24 protein-coding genes are annotated in these 22,046 nt (G+C 37.9%); 13 read left to right on the top strand and 11 right to left on the bottom strand.

The window, feature by feature from the left end:
* Positions 1 to 5: 5 nt before the first annotated feature.
* The 4 genes from AC1DCD_RS06740 to AC1DCD_RS06725 all read right to left on the bottom strand — a co-directional run bounded on the left by AC1DCD_RS06740 (position 6) and on the right by AC1DCD_RS06725 (position 4,803).
* Positions 6 to 1,364: a radical SAM/SPASM domain-containing protein gene (locus AC1DCD_RS06740; protein WP_008446465.1), complete on the bottom strand. Its 1,359-nt coding sequence runs from the start codon at positions 1,362 to 1,364 to the stop codon at positions 6 to 8.
* Between the two features lie 97 nt (positions 1,365 to 1,461).
* Complete coding sequence (locus AC1DCD_RS06735; RefSeq protein WP_009434700.1) at positions 1,462 to 1,617, bottom strand: hypothetical protein; 156 nt, start codon at positions 1,615 to 1,617, stop codon at positions 1,462 to 1,464.
* 83 nt (positions 1,618 to 1,700) lie between these two features.
* On the bottom strand, positions 1,701 to 3,995 hold the full coding sequence (locus AC1DCD_RS06730) for a TonB-dependent receptor (protein ID WP_231551773.1): 2,295 nt from the start codon (positions 3,993 to 3,995) through the stop codon (positions 1,701 to 1,703).
* A 178-nt stretch (positions 3,996 to 4,173) separates the two neighbouring features.
* Positions 4,174 to 4,803 carry a hypothetical protein gene (locus AC1DCD_RS06725; protein ID WP_008446642.1) on the bottom strand — a complete coding sequence of 210 codons (630 nt, stop codon included), beginning with the start codon at positions 4,801 to 4,803 and terminating at the stop codon, positions 4,174 to 4,176.
* Between the two features lie 190 nt (positions 4,804 to 4,993).
* Here AC1DCD_RS06725 and AC1DCD_RS06720 point away from each other — a divergent pair, with 190 nt between their 5' ends.
* Positions 4,994 to 5,749, top strand: a complete 756-nt coding sequence (locus AC1DCD_RS06720; protein ID WP_008446719.1) for a response regulator transcription factor — start codon at positions 4,994 to 4,996, stop codon at positions 5,747 to 5,749.
* A 9-nt stretch (positions 5,750 to 5,758) separates the two neighbouring features.
* On the opposite strand, the gene AC1DCD_RS06715 is transcribed toward AC1DCD_RS06720, so the two are convergent.
* The 3 genes from AC1DCD_RS06715 to AC1DCD_RS06705 form a co-directional block, all read right to left on the bottom strand.
* A complete protein-coding gene (locus tag AC1DCD_RS06715; protein WP_008446518.1) occupies positions 5,759 to 6,508 on the bottom strand; it encodes a ThiF family adenylyltransferase in 750 nt (249 codons plus the stop codon).
* A 127-nt stretch (positions 6,509 to 6,635) separates the two neighbouring features.
* Positions 6,636 to 6,926: a helix-turn-helix domain-containing protein gene (locus tag AC1DCD_RS06710; protein ID WP_008446653.1), complete on the bottom strand. Its 291-nt coding sequence runs from the start codon at positions 6,924 to 6,926 to the stop codon at positions 6,636 to 6,638.
* Positions 6,927 to 6,953: 27 nt separating this feature from the next.
* Positions 6,954 to 7,241: a helix-turn-helix domain-containing protein gene (locus AC1DCD_RS06705; RefSeq protein ID WP_007574553.1), complete on the bottom strand. Its 288-nt coding sequence runs from the start codon at positions 7,239 to 7,241 to the stop codon at positions 6,954 to 6,956.
* 431 nt (positions 7,242 to 7,672) lie between these two features.
* On the opposite strand from AC1DCD_RS06705, the gene AC1DCD_RS06700 reads away from it, so the two are divergent.
* From AC1DCD_RS06700 to AC1DCD_RS06675, 6 genes are all read left to right on the top strand, one after another.
* Positions 7,673 to 8,938: a virulence-associated E family protein gene (locus tag AC1DCD_RS06700; protein ID WP_008446599.1), complete on the top strand. Its 1,266-nt coding sequence runs from the start codon at positions 7,673 to 7,675 to the stop codon at positions 8,936 to 8,938.
* A 182-nt stretch (positions 8,939 to 9,120) separates the two neighbouring features.
* The gene (locus tag AC1DCD_RS06695; protein ID WP_008446543.1) at positions 9,121 to 10,095 is read left to right on the top strand and encodes a toprim domain-containing protein; all 975 of its coding nucleotides are present in this window, start codon (positions 9,121 to 9,123) and stop codon (positions 10,093 to 10,095) included.
* Between the two features lie 2 nt (positions 10,096 to 10,097).
* Positions 10,098 to 10,532 (top strand): DUF3408 domain-containing protein, encoded by a 435-nt coding sequence (locus AC1DCD_RS06690; protein ID WP_036854278.1) that lies wholly within the window; start codon positions 10,098 to 10,100, stop codon positions 10,530 to 10,532.
* Between the two features lie 338 nt (positions 10,533 to 10,870).
* The gene (locus AC1DCD_RS06685; RefSeq protein WP_008446711.1) at positions 10,871 to 11,302 is read left to right on the top strand and encodes a plasmid mobilization protein; all 432 of its coding nucleotides are present in this window, start codon (positions 10,871 to 10,873) and stop codon (positions 11,300 to 11,302) included.
* The gene (locus tag AC1DCD_RS06680; protein ID WP_008446581.1) at positions 11,286 to 12,347 is read left to right on the top strand and encodes a relaxase/mobilization nuclease domain-containing protein; all 1,062 of its coding nucleotides are present in this window, start codon (positions 11,286 to 11,288) and stop codon (positions 12,345 to 12,347) included. The genes AC1DCD_RS06685 and AC1DCD_RS06680 overlap by 17 nt, the downstream gene beginning before the upstream one ends.
* A gap of 84 nt (positions 12,348 to 12,431) precedes the next feature.
* Positions 12,432 to 12,713, top strand: coding sequence for a hypothetical protein (locus AC1DCD_RS06675; RefSeq protein WP_023926014.1), 282 nt, complete (start codon positions 12,432 to 12,434; stop codon positions 12,711 to 12,713).
* Positions 12,714 to 13,014: 301 nt separating this feature from the next.
* Here AC1DCD_RS06675 and nadD read toward each other — a convergent pair whose 3' ends face one another.
* From nadD to AC1DCD_RS06660, 3 genes are all read right to left on the bottom strand, one after another.
* Positions 13,015 to 13,584 carry a nicotinate (nicotinamide) nucleotide adenylyltransferase gene (gene nadD, locus AC1DCD_RS06670; protein ID WP_464639570.1) on the bottom strand — a complete coding sequence of 190 codons (570 nt, stop codon included), beginning with the start codon at positions 13,582 to 13,584 and terminating at the stop codon, positions 13,015 to 13,017.
* A gap of 17 nt (positions 13,585 to 13,601) precedes the next feature.
* Positions 13,602 to 14,174: a guanylate kinase gene (gmk, locus tag AC1DCD_RS06665; RefSeq protein ID WP_464639572.1), complete on the bottom strand. Its 573-nt coding sequence runs from the start codon at positions 14,172 to 14,174 to the stop codon at positions 13,602 to 13,604.
* A 66-nt stretch (positions 14,175 to 14,240) separates the two neighbouring features.
* Positions 14,241 to 15,119, bottom strand: coding sequence for a YicC/YloC family endoribonuclease (locus tag AC1DCD_RS06660; protein WP_464639598.1), 879 nt, complete (start codon positions 15,117 to 15,119; stop codon positions 14,241 to 14,243).
* Positions 15,120 to 15,211: 92 nt separating this feature from the next.
* Between AC1DCD_RS06660 and tsaB the strand changes: the two genes are divergently transcribed.
* The 6 genes from tsaB (at position 15,212) to rseP (ending at position 21,068) form a co-directional block, all read left to right on the top strand.
* Complete coding sequence (gene tsaB / locus AC1DCD_RS06655; protein ID WP_353585897.1) at positions 15,212 to 15,904, top strand: tRNA (adenosine(37)-N6)-threonylcarbamoyltransferase complex dimerization subunit type 1 TsaB; 693 nt, start codon at positions 15,212 to 15,214, stop codon at positions 15,902 to 15,904.
* A 48-nt stretch (positions 15,905 to 15,952) separates the two neighbouring features.
* Positions 15,953 to 16,552 (top strand): DUF4290 domain-containing protein, encoded by a 600-nt coding sequence (locus AC1DCD_RS06650; RefSeq protein WP_008447005.1) that lies wholly within the window; start codon positions 15,953 to 15,955, stop codon positions 16,550 to 16,552.
* Between the two features lie 3 nt (positions 16,553 to 16,555).
* Positions 16,556 to 17,869, top strand: coding sequence for a UDP-N-acetylglucosamine 1-carboxyvinyltransferase (murA, locus tag AC1DCD_RS06645; protein WP_308532442.1), 1,314 nt, complete (start codon positions 16,556 to 16,558; stop codon positions 17,867 to 17,869).
* Positions 17,870 to 17,886: 17 nt separating this feature from the next.
* Positions 17,887 to 18,408 carry a ribosome maturation factor RimM gene (gene rimM, locus AC1DCD_RS06640; RefSeq protein WP_308532443.1) on the top strand — a complete coding sequence of 174 codons (522 nt, stop codon included), beginning with the start codon at positions 17,887 to 17,889 and terminating at the stop codon, positions 18,406 to 18,408.
* 63 nt (positions 18,409 to 18,471) lie between these two features.
* A complete protein-coding gene (locus AC1DCD_RS06635) occupies positions 18,472 to 19,626 on the top strand; it encodes a 1-deoxy-D-xylulose-5-phosphate reductoisomerase (protein ID WP_008447025.1) in 1,155 nt (384 codons plus the stop codon).
* Between the two features lie 41 nt (positions 19,627 to 19,667).
* Positions 19,668 to 21,068, top strand: a complete 1,401-nt coding sequence (gene rseP, locus AC1DCD_RS06630; protein WP_008447001.1) for an RIP metalloprotease RseP — start codon at positions 19,668 to 19,670, stop codon at positions 21,066 to 21,068.
* A 97-nt stretch (positions 21,069 to 21,165) separates the two neighbouring features.
* On the opposite strand, the gene trmD is transcribed toward rseP, so the two are convergent.
* Positions 21,166 to 21,843: a tRNA (guanosine(37)-N1)-methyltransferase TrmD gene (trmD, locus tag AC1DCD_RS06625; protein ID WP_308532445.1), complete on the bottom strand. Its 678-nt coding sequence runs from the start codon at positions 21,841 to 21,843 to the stop codon at positions 21,166 to 21,168.
* Between the last annotated feature and the right edge of the window lie 203 nt (positions 21,844 to 22,046).

Below are 22,046 nucleotides of genomic sequence, written 5' to 3'. Positions count from 1 at the left end.
TGTTATTATTTTATATGGTTAAGTCTGTATATAGCATTTATTAGCATGCGATCCTCTATATTATATATAAACATAGGGCATCTAGGTTCTTTCTCATATAATGCAAGTGGACATAATCCTCCACATAAAGGATAATACTTACAATCTTTACACTGTTTAATCTGACCACTTAACAACATGTGGGGAATGGTCGCTAAGGCACTATTTTTGCGCTTATTACCTCGGTTATGTATATTGCCCAAATGCAATGGACCTCCTAAATATCTTGTAGAATAGGCTGTCTCCGAACAGTCGTAAATATTACCATAAGCATCATACATTAAGGACTCTTTCATTGTCCCAATACATATATAAGGCCCACTTCTGTGCGGAAGAATCTCTGTTCTAAAACCATGCGTTAGCATATAAAGTATATACTCTGTAGACTTTTTCCCAATTATCTTCCATGTCTTGGCATCACCAGCACCATTGTTTGCCCATGAAACAACACATGCACAATAAAAACGAATTTTATCCTGCATCCCATCATTGTACAGTTTATGTAAAAGTGGAATAACACCATCTATATTACTTTGATCAATATTACATCGAATGGTTATCATGCATTTAGTCTTATCATAGTATGGGCTTGAGACTATAGACTTTAAATTGTTGTATAATTTAACAAAAGTTCCTTTACCGCTACACGTGAAACGGTGCTTGTCATGGAATTCCTTATCTCCATCTATTGTTATTTCTATCCTCCTGCAATTAAATTGTTCCTTTAACTCTCTATATACATCTGGCGTGAGTATATAGCCATTTGTAGTTATATGAGATAGATTTTTAATCTTATGCTTATTTGTCAGAATTTTTATATGCTTATTGATTATACGCATTTTATCTAAGGCGCATAACGGTTCTCCTCCAAACCATCCTATTTCCATGTCCTGATAATCATGTGCAGATAATTTAATATCAATCTGTTTGATGAGACATTCTATGGTATCTATACTGATTTCTGCATGGTTGTGCTCTTGACCACAATAGTTACAAGCAAATTGACATTTATCAGTTGGTTGAATGGACATATATAGGTGCTCACTATGGTACTGTCTTTGCTTCTTTAAAATCTTTTGGTTTTCTATGTTTATTGATCTAAACTCGTCTTCTTCCTTTGGAACAAGCACCTTTGCTTTAATTAATAACTCCATTGTATTTTTGTCTATATGCCTAAAATCTTCATTGATGACAGAATTATAGGTGTTAGCTGATACAAAAATGTTTTTTGCTGTTCTTCCAGAAAAGAAGAGACCTAATTGATGTCTCTTAATGTGATATAAATTCTTAAATAAATATGCTGAGAGTTTAAGTTTATTTTCCATTTTCTATGTTATAATATTAGAAAAAAGGGAATGCTATTGTCGGAGTAAAACTCACGCTCCAGAGTTAGCATCCCCTAATACTCATTTTGTAACTGTCTTAGTGACAATTACCGAATGAACAGTTACCATAGTAACCCCATTCTGCTCCTCCGTATAATTCGTCGGCCTGCTCTTCGTTCAAAATAATGCAATCTTGATCGATTTCTTTCAACATGGACTCATCAAGGAGCTTTTTTAAATTAATTTCTGCCATAAGGCTAAAAGTATTTAATAACGTCTACTCTTTTAAAGATTTTCGACATCCTCTTTATCTGTACGTGAATTTATATTTATCTGCTACTTCGTTGTTGGCACAATACCTGCATCAGTATCAGAGTTATGAATACGTTGGTTCACCTCAGAACCGTGCTTTCCAAAGTTCAGGTTGAAATGAAAGTCTATGCCAAAAACCTTACATAGATTTTTCGACCATACCATTTGATTATAAGGAGCAAGATGGGAAAGATTTTCTACAGACATTTCATAACGTGAACTGAAGATGTTCTGCAACTGGAGTTCTACACCCCATTTTTCTCTATTGTACCCAAAAACTATACTATGTGATTTCTCATCTTTGTTAAGTGTCTCCCCCCACAGTCTATGAAAACTTGTCTCAAGATTGGCGCCTACATACCAATTCTTGTACATTCCCATTAAGTTGGCACGCAAGCCCCAGTTAGTATGTGTATGCGTATAGGTATTGCCATTGCTGATATAGCGATTGACAAATGGGGTAAATTGGATGGACATATAATCCCTCCAAGGTTGTACTTTTAGGTTTATTTGAGAGTTCAGACGATGGAAGCCTCTTTGATTGGCATAACTCCTAACATAGAAGCCATTCGAATAGGTTGTTTCTTCCATATATGGTTTATCATCATAGCTATAACGAGTAAACCATTCTGCACTAATATATTTTGTTCCTACGCTAATTGATAGTTCATTAGAGAAAAATCTGACCGCCTGTAGATTTGGATTTCCACGGCGTATTTGGTAAATGTCTATGTGTTGTTCAACATCGCTTAATTCGGCAAGTGAGGGTGCGTAGCCTCCCATGTAGGCTTTGTAGCGTATTGACAGATAATTGTTGAAACGGTACCCCAGCTGAATAGTTGGACGAAATATATATTTTACCTGTTTGGCATTTCCTTGGCTAACATAGGTTCTCATAGCACCTACACCTACCATATAATCCAGTTTTCCTAACTTTGAAGCCCATTCTCCAAAACCATAACTCTCACCTGTATTCATCTTTACGCTTGAGGATGTGTTTCCATCATATGCGTTTTTTGTGTACATCTGCTGATGTCGCAGACCGAATGACAACCGCGAATCCTTGATTTTCTGCTCGTAAATAACTTCAGCTATGGTCGAATATTTATTGCCATTGACATGGGAAGTTATTTCCTGCACAGCATTCCCCAGAGATTGGCGATATAAACGGTCGTTTTTAGTATTGATATATGTTCCTATCAGGTCAAAGAACAGATGCCGATCCTTGGTAAACTCATGCTGATAATAAATATCTAACGATGGATTGTTGCTCCTTGACTTGGTGCGGTCCTTGATATCGAATGTATTGCTATCCTGAATAAGTTTGGAATTTCTATCAGATACCGCATGAGGCGTATTGTTATATAAATCACGAAAAGTAACACTCAATATGTTTCCGCTATTTATGTAATCGTATCCTATGGATAGATTGATGTTGTCATATCGTGCCTTTGTCTTTTGCCCTATCTCATAGTTACTGATACTGGGGGTCGTTGCATGGAAAGCCTCCATGTTTTCACGTAACCAGTTTACATCACGTCGATTCCAGTTTACAGATGCCTTGAAGTTTGACTTACCTACATGATAATTACCCGATAACTGATAATCTCCTATACCTAAGGGATTGATAGTGTTCATAAACTCTCCGGAGATGCTTCCACCATTCTTCTTTTCTTTTAAGATAATGTCAATTACGGCAGCTACATTTCCGTATCTTAGACCAGGATTATCATGATATTCTATTCTCAATACGTCTGCCGGCAAGAGAGCCTTCACCTCCTGTATCTCTGCCTTTACACCATTAATACGTAACTCTACGGCATCCCCCATAGTGGTAGTCACCTTACTGTCAAGCGTATTTACAGAGATTCGTGAAAGCTGAAGATGCTGCAACAAACTTAAACCATTGCTTGATGTTTTTTGCTGAAGCAGATTAGGGATAATTATTTGGCGGTCAGCTTTTTGTATTACGTTGTTGGCGATCACTGTAACGTCATTAAGCTGCTTACTTTCTGGTTCCAACATGATTGTACCCACCGAAAGGTGCTTAGAAATGTTTTGGCATTTAATTTCCTGCGTAGAATACCCAACAAAAGATATCCTTATTCTATAGTTCTCTCCTTCATGCGTATTCAGTTCAAAGCCGCCATTCATATCAGTTACTACTCCACTAATCATCTTATTTTCGCTTTCACGAAACAACGAAACCGTTGCAGCTGGTAATGGTTGCTTGTTTTCATCTACGACCGTTCCCGTAGTTTGTGCAGCAAGAATACCATAGCAGCCAGACATGAGCAACGTGAGAATTTTCTTTTTCATAAACATTATATTATTTATTATATGTATTGTCTTATTATAATTTTGGAGTCAACATCATGATATGCCGACAACTTTTCTTGTCTTTCGATGTTGCAAATGTATTGGTTTCTCCAAATTATATCGTTACACTTTTGTGTAATTCTGAATTTGTTGTCTGAAATATTACACAAAAGTGTAATCATGCAGCCTTGCAAAGTTCACCATACTTTGAAAAGAACCCCATTATACCTCTCTTACTGGAACATACAGGAACAGTTTCCGATGTCAGGTAATCTATGGATTTCCCTATTTGACGTGTGCCAAATCCCAAGCCCTTCATTACTTTCAATAGTTTGCTGTCAATCTCTGCTATCATATAGCTGTACTTGTCCTCTACTATCGGTTTTACTGCCAATGCCATTAGCCGCTTGAACAATGTCAATGTGGATATTCCCGAATCCTTTGCAACGGCAAAGCGCCCGATATGCCAAAAACTATATTTACTTTCCCCGTGAATAGCATTCAGTGGATTTATTCCGTATATTTTTTCAATAGGAAGAGTCTTGTGTTTATCCCAATGGAAACTCCTGATGCAGCCAATTATATTCCCAAAGGCATCCCTTGCAATATAAATATGAGATTTGTTATCATACAGATATTCCTCTTCTTCAAGCACTGATTTGATATCTTCATTTACTTCTTTCTCTGTAAATGAAGATAAGTGATGGGAGTAATTTTCCTTGACCACAAACTGTGCTATTTCCAACAGACTCGTTTTGTCTGCCATGAAGATAGCGTAGTCCTTAAATGTTGCAATCTGTTTTTCCATAATGCTTTTTGTTTCTTGATTTATATGGCAAAAATACTTCTTATGCAAATATCACCTATTACACTTTTGTGTAAATCTTCATTTCTCTCTTTGTTTTTTACACTTTTGTGTAATCTTTTTGCGGTATTTCGCATTAAAAATGTACTTTTGTAGTGAAATATATCAGAGAATCTTAGCACGTTTAGCATATATGACAGACATAAAAGATTTCTTTATAGCATCGAACACCGTGCGTAATGCACCAGATTACGATTCAAATGTATTGTCAACATTGATTCATACAGTAGAGTCCTTTGCACGTGTAACCTATCAGAGCATTTATTTGATAGACTATTATAAGCAGGAGTTTCTTTATGTATCAGATAATCCTTTGTTTCTTTGTGGTCATACAGCAAAGGAGGTGAAGGAATTGGGGTATAGTTTTTATTTGAAATATGTACCAGAGGAAGAACTAAAAATGCTTGTTGAGCTGAATAAAAGTGGGTTTAAGTTCTTTGATACTTTCGACAATGTTGATAAATACCAATGTTCCATGTCATATCATTTTCATCTGAAGAGTGGAACAAAAAGTAAGTTGATTAATCACCAGCTTACTCCCATTCTATTGACAGATGAAGGCAAGATATGGATTGGTATGTGTGTCGTATCACTATCTTCACATAAAACAGTGGGACATGTAGAGTTTCACAAAAAGGGTAATCTTAACTATTGGAAATATTCTTTCGAAGGGCATCGGTGGAAAGAACGTGATGGAATATCACTCAAAGAAGAAGAACTTGAAGTGCTACGGTTATCAGCAGCAGGGCTTACCATGACGGAAATTGCGAACAGAATGTGCCGCTCGTTAGATTCTATCAAAACCTATAAACGCCACGCCTTTGACAAATTAGGCGTGACGAATATCACCGAAGCTATTTCAAGAGCTACCTTAAACAAACTCTTCTGAAAAAATAACTTACGGCAAAAGCGAAGAGAGATAGAATTTAGGAAAATAGTTCACAGGTTTTCCTGTAGCAAGATTGTACATTGCCGTTGTACACAAGCCTGCTGCAATCCATGATGCTATGGACAGTTGTGGAGGTGGAAGCATTTCGCTTTCCTTTTTATATTGGGTTACAATTTTGTCTAACCACTCTTTAGGTTGATTCCAAAAAGCCCCGTGTCCAGTAACATACTCAGCTACCTTTAATTCAAATCCCTTTGGCTCTTCAGTCAGTTCAGATAAAGAATGCCCCAATGGGTCTACAACCGTAACAAAGCCAGCCCAACCAAAGTTGTATGGGTGCAGTACTGGGATTTTTCTTTCTTTGCAAATTTCATCAAAGACGAATGGAGTTTTATCCTTAAAGTCCAATGCATTGATGGCTACATTATGCCCATTCAGCATCTCTTCGATGTTATCAGGGTTAAGGAACTCTGTATGGTAATCTATCTGTGCATCAGGATTGATGCTTAGCAAACGCTCAGCCAAGCACTCAGCCTTGTATCTGCCAATATCATTCTCTGTATAGTTCTGCCTGTTCAGGTTGCTTTGCTCTACCTTATCGCCATCAACAATGGTAATATGCTCGAAGCCAAACCGCAAGGCACATTCTGCCACAATGCTGCCGATACCTGCACCACCAAGGAATATCTTATAATCCTTTATCACACTTTGCTCTTTCTCACTCATATAGAGCCTGTTTCTGCTGTATCTTTCTTCCATAATGAAACAATTATTTTAGGCAAAAGTAGATGTAATAAAGCATATATACATTACACAAAAGTGTAATAATCAATCACATTGTTGATTATTTTAGATTTTATAACATATTCAGAAGAGAACATGTTTGCTACTCCTTATAGTTATCCTCCAACAACCTTTCCAAATCCGACTCCTTATAGAGTATCTTCCCTGCAAACTGAGTGTAGGGGATAATTCCCCTATCCCGATAGTCCTGCAAGGTGCGAGGACTGATATACAGCCTCTCGCATACTTCTTTACCTGTGAGGAAATGTTCTCCACCAAACAGCGGTTTGTGGGTCTGTGCTACTTCCTTTATCCTTCTACTTACACTGCTGATAGCGGACAGCACCACCTGCATATCGTCAGCCTCCGTGTTTAAGTCCCTTACCTGTTCCATCGTTCTCTTGTCTTATTTCTCGTTCTTTTATTTGTCTGTTTTTGATTTCTCCGATTTTGTCTGTAACAGCCATTCTACATCCTCACGCTTGTAGTAGCACTTATGCCCGATTTGGGCAAAGGGCAAGACACCCGTATCACGATAGTGCTGTAAGGTACGCTTGCTGATGTTGAGCAGCCTGCACACATCCCCGTTGTGCAGCCAATCGGTATGCCTGCTTTGTTCCCCGAATGCCTTGTGGCATGTCTCGGCAAGGCTGAGTATCTCGTTCCTCAGCTTTGCCCAGTTTGAATCCGTAATGATAAAATATCCCATAATTTTATTGTTGTTTTGTTTGTAATTCCTTTTTGTATTGCGCCTTAATGCACGTTTCTGTCTGCAAAAGTATGATGTGTTTGCCATACTTCAAAGCACGAGAGAGCAGCAAGGAAATACAGGGAAAAACAAGGAAAAGACAAAGGGATTGTCGCTCTCTTTCTTTGCCTCCATACTCCATTTTATCATATCCGTTTTATCTGACGCAATGCTATTCGGATTGGAGCAAATAAACACATTCCTTTCTTGCATCATTTCTATACTTGTCCTCTTGTTTGGGGCTTAAATCCATGCTTTCCGACAGTTTCCTACCTGAAATCCGTGAGAAATTCATTGCCAATGTGCGCAACATTATGCAAGCACTCTCCGAATGCTTGGCACTTTCCTGTTCTCTTCATAACTTCACTCTTTGAAACCAAACCAATCATATAATGAAGAAGAATGCAGATAAAGGCAAATCTGAGGGCGGAAACAGCGAATTTCATACAAGAAGGAAGTTTTCCAAGAACTCGGAGATAGAAGCCTATCTCTCCTCTCGCTATGAGTTCAGATACAACACGGTATTGGGACGAACCGAATACCGCAGAATGAATAGCAGCGATTTCACAAAGGTGGGGCGCTATGAAATCAACACGCTCCGCAGGGAACTTGACAACGATGTGGGGATTATCACATCTTCCGACAACCTCTATTCAATTATCGAGAGCAGCTTCTCTCCACGTATCAATCCCATACAGGAGTATTTCAAGGGATTGCCATTGGTGGATGTAAGCAGTAGTTCTCCCTTTTCATTGAAAGCGATTCCCGATTTGGCAAGCTGCGTTGTTGTCCGTAATTCTAACAAATGGTTGCCGTATCTTACCAAATGGCTTGTGGCGGTGGTCGCCAATGCGATGGACGACCGTGAGTGCCGTAATCATACCTGCCTTGTGTTGACAGGTGAGCAGGGAAAGTTCAAGACCACGTTCCTTGATCTGCTCTGTCCCCCAGCACTGCACGGTTACAGTTACACAGGAAAAATATATCCGCAGGAGAAAGACACACTCACTTATATCGGTCAGAACCTTATCGTAAACATAGACGACCAGCTAAAAGCCCTCAATAAGCGGGATGAGAACGAACTGAAGAACCTCATTACCTGCCCGATGGTCAAATACCGTATGCCATACGACAAGTATGTGGAGGAACATCCCCACTTGGCAAGCTTTGTGGCATCGGTGAACGGCAACGATTTTCTTACCGACCCGACAGGCAGCAGACGGTTCCTGCCCTTTGAAGTGCTTTCCATAGATATTGAGAGAGCAAAAGCTATCTCGATGGACAATATCTATGCGGAAGCTAAAGCCTTGTTGAATATGGGCTTCCGCTATTGGTTTGATGATGATGAGATTGCCGAACTATACAGAGAGAGTGAGGACTTTCAAGTACAAACTGCAGAGATGGAGCTTTTGTTGCGTTGTTTTGAAAAGCCAACGGAGGATGAAAGATATTCGTTAATGACCACTACGGAGATACTTACCTATCTGGGTATTTATACCCACCAGCCACTTGTTGCCAAGCGGATGGGCGAAGCCTTGAAGAAAGCAGGATACATAAAGGTGAGCAAACGAAGAAATGGTGGTAGCCCCATCTATGTCTACAAGATTAGGAAAATCTTGCCATGCCCGCTCCTTCACACTTGTAGTAGCCAAATGTAGTAGAATGTGTAGTATTGTCTTATACTACAAAGTAACACTGATTATCAATCACTTATCACAGAATAGTATGTAGTAAGAAGAAAGATGAAAAAGTTTGGAGGGGAAAAACTTTGGAAAAGGTAAAACCATAAACACAGACAAACATAAATAATTATCATTCAACCCATTAAAGTATCAAAACAATGAAAGAAGAAGATTTATCACGTATCAAACGATACCCCATCGTGGAGTATCTCGAAAGGAAAGGTATCAAACCTGTCCGCAAAACACCGACCTATGCCATGTACCGTTCACCGCTCAGGGAGGAAACGCATCCGAGTTTTAAGGTGGACACTGAGAAGAACCTTTGGATAGATTATGGCGAAGGTAGGGGCGGAAGCATCATCGACCTCTGTATGCGTATGGAGGGCTGCACGCTATCTGAAGCTATCCGCCATTTGGGGCAGAACGCTCCCGATAATGGCACATATAGTTCTCGTAATGGCTTCGCACCAAACAACACCCAGCCTGTAATGGCTGTAAATGGAGCAAGGAGACTGATAGAAATATCAGACACCCTACCACCACATTTTCAGGAGTACCTTACAAAGGTGCGTTGCATCAACTTGGAAAAGGCTATGCCATTCCTCAAATGTATCAGCTATGAGGTAAGGGGCAGGCGCTATCAAGCCATCGGCTTTACCAATCTCTCTAGCGGCTATGAGCTTCGGGACGACATGACGTTCAAGGGAACGATAGCCCCGAAGGACATTACTCCGATATTCACGGACAGAGCGGAGCCAGTATGTATCTTTGAAGGCTTCATGGACTTCCTCTCCTTCCTTTCAATGAAAGAAGAGATTACCAACCACTGCCTTGTGATGAACTCCGTGAGCAACGTGGCAAGGACTATCCGCTATTTGAATGACCGACACCTCACCCATATCCGTTCCTTCCTTGACAATGACGAAGCAGGACGGAGGGCTGTTCAAGATTTCATAAAGGCAGGCTTCCATGTTGAGGACATGAACATACATTACAAAGACTTCAAGGATCTCAACGAATATCATGTCAGCCGTGCCCGTGAGCAGCAGAAACGGAAAGCGCAGGAACAGACACACATATCAATTACAGGACAAAACAAGAAATCAAAACAAGTCAAACTTAAAATGAAATAGAAATGGAAAAGAAAACTATGATGAGCGACAAAGACCTTTCATGGTTCTTGGGCGTGGAAGATGAAGCAGAGGACGATTCTACTTCACAAGAAGCGACTGCGGTTCCTGAAAGAGAAAGACCAACAAACAAGCAGGACACAGAGAATACCATGCACTCCGACCCTGCACGGAACACTGAGAGTGCAACTGTTCAAAGACGTATCAGTGCCAAGATGAGAAAGAAAACACTCGAAGCCTACAAGCAAGCCTATCTTGTGCCGACCAAGTTAAACAACCGTAAGGCAGTCTATCTGAGTAGGGAAACACAGGAGCGTGCCGACTTCATTGTGCGTAGATTAGGCGACAGGGGCAGCAACCTTTCAAGCTTCGTTGAGAACATCGTTCGTCAGCATCTGGAGGAATATGGTGAGGACATAGAGAAATGGAGAAGACTGTAAGCCGTAAGAAAAGGTAGACGGTTTTCTGGAAAAAGGTCTACCCCTTCTTCAAAATAGGTCTACCTTTTCTTCTTCGGTTTAGTTCTCTGTGAGAATGCCACGAATGCAGTTAGTCATAGAATGCACGGCATTCGTTTTTAAGCTATAAAACGTTTTAAGCGTAAATGGTTTGTTCGGTAGCATTGCAAGACGTCAGTTTGTACCCACAAACTGCGCCCAGCTCCCCTCGTCAGACTATCGGGGAGATAAGACCGTAATCACTCCGTTCTCATCGGTCAGCATTCAAGAATTAAGAGACAATGAATCATCTATAATGATTAACTTTCAAAGAAGCATATATGAACAGATATAATAAAAAGACTGCCAAATGGCAGCAACAGAATAAGGAAGAGCAGAAGATGAACAAGACAGAGTTCATCAAGGTTAGATGCACCTTAGAGGAAAAGCAGCGTATCAAGTCAAAGGCGGAAAGTGCGGGGCGTAAGTTCTCCGATTACTGTCGTGAGATACTCCTAAATGGAGAGGTGGCAGCCGTTCCTAGGATGACCGACAATGAAATGGAAGCCATTTGTATACTTCAGCATACAGGACGGTTCTATGGGCAGATTTCCAACCTCATCAAGGTAAAGGATGAAAGGTGGGTACATATCACTAAGAACCTTTCGCTATGTGCCAAAGAAGCATTTAAGCGGTTTTACGACCCTCATTTTCGTGTGGATGATGAGATATATAAGGTCTTAAATATGACAAGAGATGATAGGAAAGTGTAAGGCAATAGCGCACGGCAGCAATGCGCTGGAGTATATTTTTCGGGAGGGCAAGCTTGGCAATCGGCTTGCCTTCCACAACCTTTGCAGCAGGGAACCGAAGGCTATCTACGAGGAAATGAAAGTGGTCAGCGATTACAACACACGATGCAGAAACAAGTTCCTCCGCATCGAAATCGGTATCGCACCACAAGACGAAAGAAAGCTACCTGTGTCAGAACTTATGGGAATAGCCCATTTGTTTGCCAAGCGAATGGGACTTGACAACCACCAATGGGTGGCGGTAACGCACAAGGACACCGACAACAGACATATTCACATTATTGCCAACCGTATCAGTCTGTACGGAGAGGTCTATGATACCACCTTTGTAAGCAACAAGGCAGCGAGGGTAGCGGAGGAAATAAGCAGGGAGAAAAACTTGACTATCGCAAAAGAAGTCAAGGCAGAAAGAAAACACCCAAAGGCAAAAGCCAATCCAACAAGAGAGCAGACAAAGCATCAAATACAGAATGTTTGCTATACCCTGCTTGAGAAGTATAAAGGAACAGGCATCACGGGACACTCCATGTTCCTCTATGAACTGAATAAGAACGGCATTTCCATAGAGCGTATGAAGAACAAGCAGGGCAAGGTCTATGGTTTGAAGTTCTCATTTGGCGGACAATCTTTCAAGGCATCGGAAGTGGGCAGGGAGTTTGGCTACCATTCCTTGCAAAAGAATTTCGAGGCAAGTCAGAAAGCCGAGACGAATGTATCTGCCCAAGTAATACGCAAATCGTCAGAGCATACAGATACTAAGGATGCTGGCTATCAACTCGTACCCCCAAGACTTTCATACAGCCCACGAGCAACGGAGGATACTCCACAAATCGCACAGGCTATAAGAGCGATGGCAGATACAGCTATCAGCGCAGCCGATGAATTGGTGGAGGGAGTAGGTGGAATGATTACGCCAATGACACATGGCGAGGACTATGCCGAGACCGCATGGCAACGTAAGCTCAGATACCAAGCCAATAGGAAAAAGAAAGGACGAAGGCTGTAGAAAATTTGAATAACAATACTTTCATTGTTGGCACATTATTTGCTAGTTGACAATAAGAATTTATTAACTATTAATACAAACAATATGGAAAGAACATACAATGTGCTGTTAACCTACGATATAGATAGCAGACATACCGAAGTTAGGAATACATTAATTGAAGAGTATGGTTTTAAGGATATAATCATAGGTAATAATGGCACGAGGTGTTATTTGCCGAATACCACATTACTAAAGAGAAATACCACCAAGGAGGATGTCCATAATATAATAAAGAACGTATGTAAGATGCTTAATGCAAATCTAAAAAGGACTATTTCCTCAGAATGTTCAAACTGGATAGCATTACAAGGTGAAAAGTTTTAGATTTGTAAGTAGAAACTATAAGTCCAACCACTTGTTTCATTCAAGCTGGTAAAATTATGTGTGTTTTTCATCAAGAACGCTTGTTATTCGGTAACAAAGTATTATCTTTGCAGATAGAATAACAAGCGTTCTTTGTTAGGTAGAAAACAGCAACTTGAAGTAGCTCGCTCGTTTCCAAATCGTTACCTGTTTAGTTATACCAACAAGGTAACTTCTTTATTTTCAATTAGATACAATTTTATAATTATATTGGCTTGCAAAAGCATACCTTTAATAAAATGATATGATAAATGTTTACAAATTACCTGTAAAATTCTTCTATATCTTGGATAATGTTTTGTGGGACAAGGTGGTGTATAGACTTTCCTTGCTTCACATTATTACGTATTAAAGTGCTGCTAATATCTAATGGTGCACCTTGCATAAGATGCACATTTTTAGGTAGTATTTCTTTTCTTGCGGAATGGTCGTCTTTACGTGGATATATGTATATTTGATACTGGGAAATAATATCTTCTGCATGGCTCCAACGGTTAAAAGCACGCCAGTTATCGCCTCCTATGAGCAAGGAAAAAGTGTTCTCGGGGTAAGAAATAGCAAGATGTTGTAGTGTGTTCCAAGTATAAGATGGTTTAGGTAAAGATAATTCATAATCAGAAGCTATAATTTTAGAGTGGTTAATAAGTGCTTTCTGAGCTATTTTAAGCCGTTTCTCATCATCTAATAGTTCTTGATGTATTTTAAAAGGATTTTGTGGAGAAACCATTAGCCACACCTCTTGTAAGGACGCTTCCTTTAAGAATGTTTCTGCAAGGGTAATATGCCCATTGTGAATAGGATTGAAAGATCCGCCAAAAAGACCGATGTTCATATTATAGTTTTTGAAAACTAATGGTTTAGAAAATTCTTAATAATATTGTATGTTTCTTCTTTTGCTTTGTCAAGATTATTGTTAACTATAATAGTATCAAACTTGTTGGCAAAAGTTAGTTCCTCAGCTGCCTTTTTAAGGCGTGTTTCTATAGCTTCCAACGTGTCAGTATTCCTATTTATTAAACGACGACGTAATTCTTCTACAGAAGGTGGTTGAACAAAGACACTTAATGCTTTGTCTTTATAATAATCTTTAATATTACACCCACCTTTTACATCTACGTCGAAGATAACATTTTGACCAGCTTTCAGTTGGCTTTCTATTTGCTTTTTCAAAGTCCCATAAAAGCGATCTTTATATACTTCCTCATATTCCAAAAACTCATTGTTATCAATCTTGTTCTTAAAATCATCTAATGAAAGGAATATATATTCCACTCCATTACGTTCTTTGCCACGTGGCTGCCGTGTGGTACAACTAATGGAAAAAGCTAAATGTAGCTCAGGGTGTTCTTGCATTAGCCATTGTACAATAGTACTTTTACCCGAACCTGATGGGGCTGAAAAGATTATCAATTTACCTTGCATATCGTAAAATAAAAAACTCTTATTAGCTTTATTCTGTAAACATAGAGCTAACTAAAGAGATGGTTATTATAGTGTGTTGAGCACCTGCTCTTTAATTTGTTCTAATTCATCTTTCATTTTCACTACTATGTTTTGCATCTCTGCCTGATTACTTTTAGAGCCAGTAGTGTTAATTTCTCGTCCCATTTCTTGAGCAATGAATCCTAACTTCTTACCTAATCCATGCCCATTTTCCTCCATAGTCTCACGGAAATAACGCAGATGATTAGCTAAACGTTGTTTTTCTTCGCTTATATCAAGTTTTTCTATATAGTATATAAGTTCTTGTTCTAAACGGTTTTTGTCATATTCCACTTCTGGAATCTGCTTTAATCCTTCTATAATACGTTCACGAATCTTTGGTACTCGGCCTTTTTCATACGGCTCTATAGCTTTCATGTAATTTTCTATATTATTGAGTTTTTCGTTAAACTTATGCTGAAGAGCCTTACCTTCTTGCTTACGAAAAACTAACAAGTGCTCTATAGCTTGTAGAATGCCATTTAATACTATGTCCCATTCTTCTTCACTTAGTATTTCTACCTCATTCCTCATAGTTACATCGGGTAAACGTAGTAATGTTTCAAACCAATCGGAAGGTTCTGGTATACCTGTGTTTTTAGAAATTTCTTTTATTTGTTTATAGTAATTTTCTACTAAAACAGTATTAACATGAGTAGCGTCTGCACTAATATCTTTCTCTACCCATAGTGAGAAATCTACTTTTCCACGTTCTAACTTTTGAGCAATTAAGCGTCGGATCTCCATTTCTTTTTCTCTATACAAGGGAGCAATGCGTGCAGAGAGATCAAGAGCTTTGCTGTTAAGCGACTTAATTTCAATATTAATTTTCTTTTCTTTATAAGTTACGACGGCTTTGCCATAACCTGTCATAGATAGTATCATGAGTTTTTTCACGTTAAATTTCTGCAAAAGTACTAATTTCGAGTGGAAAAAGAGTAAATTTGCACATTAATTTAAAATAAAGCTATTGTTTTATGTCTTGCATTTTAAATATAGAAACGAGTACAAATGTGTGCTCAGTAGCAGTAAGCGAAGATGGTGTTTGCATCTTCGAGTTACAAGATAGTAGTGGTCCTAATCATGCAGAGCGTCTCGGCTCTTTTGTCGATGAAGCTATATCTTTTACGGATAATCATGCTATTCCTTTAGACGCCGTTGCTGTTAGTAGTGGTCCTGGTTCTTATACGGGATTGCGTATAGGTGTGTCTATGGCAAAAGGAATTTGTTATGGGCGTGATATTAAGTTGATAGCAGTACCTACACTCGAGCTATTATCAGTGCCGGTGTTGTTACATAATAATAATATACCTGAAGATGCGTTATTAGCACCTATGTTAGATGCACGACGAATGGAGGTTTATTCTCAGGTTTTTGATCGTGGTTTAAAAGCAAAGAATAGTTTGGAAGCAAAAGTAATAGATGAGAAGAGCTTTAAAGAATATTTAGATAAAGGCCCTGTTTACTTTTTCGGAAATGGTGCTTCTAAGTGTAAAGATATGATAAAGCATAATAATGCTCATTTCATTGACAACATAGAGCCTTTGGCCAAATATATGTTTCCACTTGCAGAGAAACGCTTTTTGAATAATAGGTTTGAAGATGTTGCTTATTTTGTTCCCACTTATTTAAAAGATTTCGTAGCTAAATCGGCAAAACCTTTATTATAAATAGATTTACTTAACGGATGTTTTTCTTAAAATAAATATTTCCACCTAATGAATATAGAAGGATTAGACTATAACACTCAAAGAGAAAAATTAATATTACCTCAGTATGGTAGAGAGGTTCAAAGCATGATAGATTATGCAATAACACTACCTACTAAGGCCGAACGTCAGGCTTGTGCAGAAAGTATTATAGCTATTATGGACAGAATGAATACCCAAAATCGTAGTAATGAAGGGTATATGCAAAAGCTTTGGGATCATTTAGCACTTATGTCAGGCTTCAAGTTGGATATAGACTATCCTTATGATGTATCTCAAGCATTATCTATTGCGAAAAAGCCAGAGCCTTTATCTTATCCACATCAGGTTAATCCTATTAAGCATTATGGAAGTATTGTCTATGAATTATGTGAAAAGCTAAGGAAGATGTCTCCAGGTCAAGAACGTGATATGTTAGTGCGTTCGGTAGCTAATCAGATGAAACGAGATCTTATACAATGGGCACATGGCTCTAGTGATAATGCTCGTGTGGCGTCAGATTTAGCTCGTTTAACAGATGGTGTTATACAGATAGATCTTAATACTTTTCGTTTCGATAAGATTAACGAGAAGGATTTTGTACAAAATAAAAGAAAGAAAAAGTCGTAATTTATGGAATCTTTTCTTATAGAAGGAGGTCATAGGTTAAGTGGAACCATTACACCTCAAGGCGCAAAAAATGAGGCTTTAGAAGTAATTAGTGCAATCCTCCTCACTAAAGAAGAGGTTATTATAGATAATGTTCCAGATATATTAGATGTAAATAACCTTATAAAGCTTTTACAAGAAATAGGAGTTAAGACTAAAAAGATATCTTCTGGAAGGTTCTCTTTTCAAGCTGATGATATCAAGTTAGATTATTTAGAAAGCATAGAATTTGTACAAAAATGTGCTTCTCTTCGTGGTAGTGTGCTTATGTATGGTCCTTTGTTGGGACGTTTTGGGCTTGCTACAATAGCAAAACCTGGCGGAGATAAGATAGGTAGAAGACGCTTAGATACTCATTTTATAGGGTTTAAAAATCTTGGAGCACATTTTGTCCACTTAGAAGGGAGAGATGTTTATGAAATAAAAGCAGAGCGGCTTCATGGTACTTATATGCTTCTTGATGAGGCTTCAATAACAGGTACTGCTAATATTATTATGGCAGCTGTTCTTGCAGAAGGCACTACTACTATTTATAATGCCGCATGCGAACCTTATATTCAGCAGCTTTGTAAAATGCTTAACAGTATGGGAGCTAAGATTTCAGGTATTGCGAGTAATCTGCTTACTATAGAAGGCGTGAAAGAACTACATGGAACAAGCCACAAAATACTACCTGATATGATAGAAGTAGGTTCGTTTATTAGTATGGCTGTCATGGTGGGAGAAGGTATTAGGATAAAAGATACTTCGGTAGCAAATCTTGGTATTATGCTTGATATATTCAGAAGATTGGGTGTGCAAGTAATGGTAGATGGTGATGATCTTTTTATTCCTCGCCACGATCACTATGTTATAGACTCTTTCATAGATGGCTCTATTATGACTATTAGTGATGCTCCATGGCCAGGATTAAGTCCTGATCTTATTTCTGTCTTATTAGTTGTAGCTACGCAGGCTCAAGGAAGTGTGCTTTTTCATCAAAAAATGTTTGAAAGCAGACTGTTTTTTATTGATAAACTTATAGATATGGGGGCACAAATAATATTATGCGATCCTCATCGTGCTGTAGTAATAGGGCATGATCACCAACGTACGTTGCGAGCAGGACGAATGTCTAGCCCTGATATTAGAGCAGGTATAGCTCTTTTAATTGCAGCTCTTTCAGCTCCAGGGATAAGTCGTATTGATAATATAGCACAAATAGATCGTGGCTATGAAGATATAGAAGAGCGTCTTAACGCATTAGGAGCTAAAATAACACGTGTGGCAAATAAGTAAGATTAAGCATAATATATATGATAAGACACGAAGACGTCTATAAAATAGGTTATTTAGGTAAGCCACATGGAGTGCATGGAGAAATGCAATTCATATTTAGTGATGATGTGTTTGATACTACTGATGCTGATTATTTATTAATAGAATTAGATGGTATATTGGTGCCTTTCTTTATAGAAGAATACCGTTTCCGCTCAGAGCAGATGGCTCTTATAAAATTTGAGGATATTAACACAGAAGAAGAAGCACGTCATCTTACGGGCAGCGTTGTACTGTTCCCAAGGAAAATAGCCGAAGAGGAATCTGAAAGTCTATCATTATCACAGATTGTAAATTACACTTTAATAGATAATAAGACGAAAAAGACGATAGGAAAAATAACAGGTATAGATGATAGTACAGTAAATACTCTCTTTGAGGTAATAACTTTAGGAGGTCAAGAACTGCTTATTCCTGCTAATAATAATCTATTTGAAAGTATTGATACTTCGAAAAAGATAATTAAAATGGTTATTCCTGAAGGATTATTAGATCTTTAGGATAAATCTTATTATCAATGTTTTAGATAAAATAAAATTGTTATTTAGGATATAAAAATATATATGAAACAGCAAATCTGCATCTTAGGATCTACAGGAAGTATAGGTACTCAAGCCTTAGATGTAATAAGACAACATTCTGATCGTTATGAGGTATATGCTCTAACAGCTAATAATAGATGGGAAGATCTTGCTAAACAAGCTCGAGAATTTCAGCCTGCAGCCGTAGTAATAGCAAATGAAAAGCATTACGAAGCATTAGTTGACTCTTTACGAGATATGCCTAATATAAAGGTATATGCTGGCAAAAAGGCTTTAAAAGAGATAGTAGAATCGGGCGAAATTAATATAGTTCTCACTGCTATGGTAGGGTATTCCGGTTTAGAACCTACTATTCATGCCATAAAAGCAAGAAAGAAAATATGTTTAGCTAATAAAGAAACACTTGTAGTAGCAGGAGAATTGATAGTAAAGTTAGCACAACAGTATCATGTGCCTATAATACCTGTAGACAGTGAACACAGTGCTATTTTTCAAAGTTTAGTAGGTGAAGGGGATAATGAAATAGAGAAAATTCTACTTACTTGTTCAGGTGGTCCTTTCCGATTATTTAGCAATGAACAACTAAAATATGTAACTGCAGATGACGCTCTTAAGCATCCTACATGGGAGATGGGTTCTAAAATTACTATTGATTCAGCTTCTTTAATGAATAAAGGTTTTGAGGTGATAGAAGCAAAATGGCTTTTTGGAATACCTGCAGATAAGATACAGGTATTAGTACATCCGCAAAGTATAGTACATAGTGCTGTCCAATTTATTGACGGTAGCGTTAAAGCGCAGCTTGGAATGCCTGATATGCGTCTTCCTATACAGTATGCTTTTTCTTTTCCAGAGCGCATACGTCTTAATAGTGAGCGATTAAATCTGTTTGAAAAGCCACTTGAATTTTTCCCACCAGATGTTGAAAAGTTTAAATGTTTAGCAATGGCTTATTATGCTATCAATAAAGGAGGGAATATGCCATGTATACTAAATGCTGCAAATGAAATAGTAAATGAAGGGTTTAGGAAAGGAGTTTGCTCGTTCTTAGATATGGCTGATATCATTGAGAGAACAATGTTAAGAGTGTCTTTTGATGCTAATCCTGATTATAATGTTTATGTAAAAACAGATGAAGAAGCACGTAAAGTGGCACAAGACTTAATGCAACATTAATTAACAAATATAGTAATAATAAATAAACAAGCAAATATTTAATGGAAGTATTTTTGATAAAAGCACTCCAACTACTAATGGCTCTCTCGCTTTTAGTGTTACTTCATGAAGGAGGACATATGTTCTTTTCTAAACTTTTTGGAGTTAGAGTAGAGAAGTTTTATATGTTTTTCGATGTTTCTATTGGTAAATGGAGTGGTAAACTGTTTAAATTTAAACCTAAAAACAGTGATACAGAATATGGTATAGGCTGGTTACCATTTGGTGGATATTGTAAAATATCAGGAATGGTAGATGAAAGCATGGATACTGCACAGTTAGCAAAGAAGCCAGAGCACTGGGAGTTTCGCACTAAACCAGCTTGGCAACGGCTGCTAATCATGTTGGGTGGAGTGCTTGTTAATTTCTTTTTGGCACTTTTCATTTATACAATGATAATGTTTACATGGGGTGATACTTATTATAAGGTTTCTGATCTTTCTATGGGTATGCGCTTTAATGAGCAGGCTAAGGCGTTGGGTTTTAAAGATAAAGATGTGCTGATAGGTACTGATGAAGGAGCTTTTCGCGAATATGCTAATATGAATGGTGATTTCTTTCGTCAAATAGCACAAGCTAAGCGTGTGGATATTATCCGTAAAGGTAAAAAACTAAGCATATATCTACCAGGGAATCTTGATATGTTATCAATGGTAAAGGAGCGTCCGCTCTTTGCTGAGCCTTATATTCCTGCTCGTATAGACAGTGTAATGGCAGGTACTCCTGCTGCAAAAATAGGTATAAAGGCAGGCGATCATATCAAATCTTTTAATGGAAAACCTGTATACACTTGGTCGGATATAAACTATCAAACTTCTGTTTTGAATGATATAATGACAGTAAAGAATACACATAAAGATTCTTTAATTGCTCGTAGAGTAGAATTGATAGTACAACACAAAGGTGTTGCAAAGTTAGATACTATAAAAATGTTACTAACGCCCGATTTAAAAATGGGTGTTTATCAGTCAAGCATTGCTTCATACTATAAGCCAACACATCAGGAATATGATTTTTGGGAAAGTATTCCTGCAGGTGTTAAGCATGGATTGAGTGTGTTAAAGGGGTATGTGTGTAACTTTAAGTATTTGGCTTCTGCTGATGGCGCAAAGAGCTTGGGAGGATTTGGCTCGATAGGTAGCCTTTTCCCTTCAGTCTTTGATTGGTATTTATTTTGGAATCTAACAGCATTCTTTAGTATTGTTCTTGCATTTATGAATATATTACCTATTCCAGCTTTAGATGGAGGACATGTAATGTTTCTTTTATATGAGATGATAACGCATCGTAAACCGTCAGAAAAATTTCTTATTTATGCTGAATATGTAGGCTTTGGTATCCTTATTCTACTTATGGTATGGGCTAATCTTAATGATATTCTACGATGGATAGGTGTTATGTAAGGAAGAAATAATAAAAAACATATAAGCGGCATTTACATTTTATAAGAAGTAAATGTCGCTTTTTCTTTATCTATTATAATTATAAATTTATGAAAAGTTATTCATCTAAAAGATCGGGTCTTAGTCTTTTAGTTCGCTCCATAGCTTGTTCAAACTCCCATTGTTTTATTTTAGCTTCATTACCACTGAGAAGAATATCAGGTACATCCCAGCCATTATAACTACGAGGTCGTGTGTATATAGGTGCTGATAACATGTTATCTTGGAAGCAATCAGAAAGTGCACTTTGTTCATCGCTAATAGCACCGGGAAGGAGTCGTACAATAGCATCGGTAATAATGGCAGCAGGCAATTCTCCACCTGTAAGGACATAATCGCCAACAGATATTTCGCGTGTAATGAGATGATCCCTCACGCGTTGATCCACTCCCTTATAATGTCCAGCTAATATTATAATATTTTCTTTTAAAGAGAGGTCGTTAGCCATTTTCTGATTAAATTGTTCCCCGTCTGGAGATGTGAAAATAATTTCGTCATACTTATGTTTTTCTTTTAAACTTGTTATGCAACGATATATAGGGTCTATTTGCATAACCATTCCTGCTTGTCCTCCAAAAGGGTAATCGTCTATACGCTTCCATTTGTCATTGCTATAATCGCGTAGGTTGTGTAAGGTAATTTTAGCTAAACCTTTTTTTTCAGCTCTTGAAAGAATGCTTTCATGTACAAACCCCTCTATCATTTCTGGCAGTACTGTTATGATATCTATCCTCATTATTTAGTAAATTGTTTTTATCTTTGTTATTATTTTAATATTATGAAATAATCATAAAGCTATGAAAATTGGTGATATATTTTCTATAAACATTTATCACAGCAGTTTTGCCATTTGTCTTGCTTAGATTATTTACAGACATTTTTTATGTATTAAAGTATATTCTCTTTTGGAGCGTGCAGAGGTTTTCCTAAAAGTAAGGA

This window comes from Prevotella sp. C0209C1, assembly GCF_056583855.1.
Note: the sequence above shows the minus strand (reverse complement) of the source record. Positions and strands in the feature narration are given on the sequence as shown.

Bases quoted from the DNA above. Each gene is read 5' to 3' on its own strand.
- AC1DCD_RS06740 (WP_008446465.1), bottom strand. From the start codon at position 1,364: ATGGAAAATAAACTTAAACTCTCAGCATATTTATTTAAGAATTTATAT.
- AC1DCD_RS06735 (WP_009434700.1), bottom strand. From the start codon at position 1,617: ATGGCAGAAATTAATTTAAAAAAGCTCCTTGATGAGTCCATGTTGAAA.
- AC1DCD_RS06730 (WP_231551773.1), bottom strand. From the start codon at position 3,995: ATGAAAAAGAAAATTCTCACGTTGCTCATGTCTGGCTGCTATGGTATT.
- AC1DCD_RS06725 (WP_008446642.1), bottom strand. From the start codon at position 4,803: ATGGAAAAACAGATTGCAACATTTAAGGACTACGCTATCTTCATGGCA.
- AC1DCD_RS06720 (WP_008446719.1), top strand. From the start codon at position 4,994: ATGACAGACATAAAAGATTTCTTTATAGCATCGAACACCGTGCGTAAT.
- AC1DCD_RS06715 (WP_008446518.1), bottom strand. From the start codon at position 6,508: ATGGAAGAAAGATACAGCAGAAACAGGCTCTATATGAGTGAGAAAGAG.
- AC1DCD_RS06710 (WP_008446653.1), bottom strand. From the start codon at position 6,926: ATGGAACAGGTAAGGGACTTAAACACGGAGGCTGACGATATGCAGGTG.
- AC1DCD_RS06705 (WP_007574553.1), bottom strand. From the start codon at position 7,241: ATGGGATATTTTATCATTACGGATTCAAACTGGGCAAAGCTGAGGAAC.
- AC1DCD_RS06700 (WP_008446599.1), top strand. From the start codon at position 7,673: ATGAAGAAGAATGCAGATAAAGGCAAATCTGAGGGCGGAAACAGCGAA.
- AC1DCD_RS06695 (WP_008446543.1), top strand. From the start codon at position 9,121: ATGAAAGAAGAAGATTTATCACGTATCAAACGATACCCCATCGTGGAG.
- AC1DCD_RS06690 (WP_036854278.1), top strand. From the start codon at position 10,098: ATGGAAAAGAAAACTATGATGAGCGACAAAGACCTTTCATGGTTCTTG.
- AC1DCD_RS06685 (WP_008446711.1), top strand. From the start codon at position 10,871: ATGAACAGATATAATAAAAAGACTGCCAAATGGCAGCAACAGAATAAG.
- AC1DCD_RS06680 (WP_008446581.1), top strand. From the start codon at position 11,286: ATGATAGGAAAGTGTAAGGCAATAGCGCACGGCAGCAATGCGCTGGAG.
- AC1DCD_RS06675 (WP_023926014.1), top strand. From the start codon at position 12,432: ATGGAAAGAACATACAATGTGCTGTTAACCTACGATATAGATAGCAGA.
- nadD (WP_464639570.1), bottom strand. From the start codon at position 13,584: ATGAACATCGGTCTTTTTGGCGGATCTTTCAATCCTATTCACAATGGG.
- gmk (WP_464639572.1), bottom strand. From the start codon at position 14,174: ATGCAAGGTAAATTGATAATCTTTTCAGCCCCATCAGGTTCGGGTAAA.
- AC1DCD_RS06660 (WP_464639598.1), bottom strand. From the start codon at position 15,119: ATGATACTATCTATGACAGGTTATGGCAAAGCCGTCGTAACTTATAAA.
- tsaB (WP_353585897.1), top strand. From the start codon at position 15,212: ATGTCTTGCATTTTAAATATAGAAACGAGTACAAATGTGTGCTCAGTA.
- AC1DCD_RS06650 (WP_008447005.1), top strand. From the start codon at position 15,953: ATGAATATAGAAGGATTAGACTATAACACTCAAAGAGAAAAATTAATA.
- murA (WP_308532442.1), top strand. From the start codon at position 16,556: ATGGAATCTTTTCTTATAGAAGGAGGTCATAGGTTAAGTGGAACCATT.
- rimM (WP_308532443.1), top strand. From the start codon at position 17,887: ATGATAAGACACGAAGACGTCTATAAAATAGGTTATTTAGGTAAGCCA.
- AC1DCD_RS06635 (WP_008447025.1), top strand. From the start codon at position 18,472: ATGAAACAGCAAATCTGCATCTTAGGATCTACAGGAAGTATAGGTACT.
- rseP (WP_008447001.1), top strand. From the start codon at position 19,668: ATGGAAGTATTTTTGATAAAAGCACTCCAACTACTAATGGCTCTCTCG.
- trmD (WP_308532445.1), bottom strand. From the start codon at position 21,843: ATGAGGATAGATATCATAACAGTACTGCCAGAAATGATAGAGGGGTTT.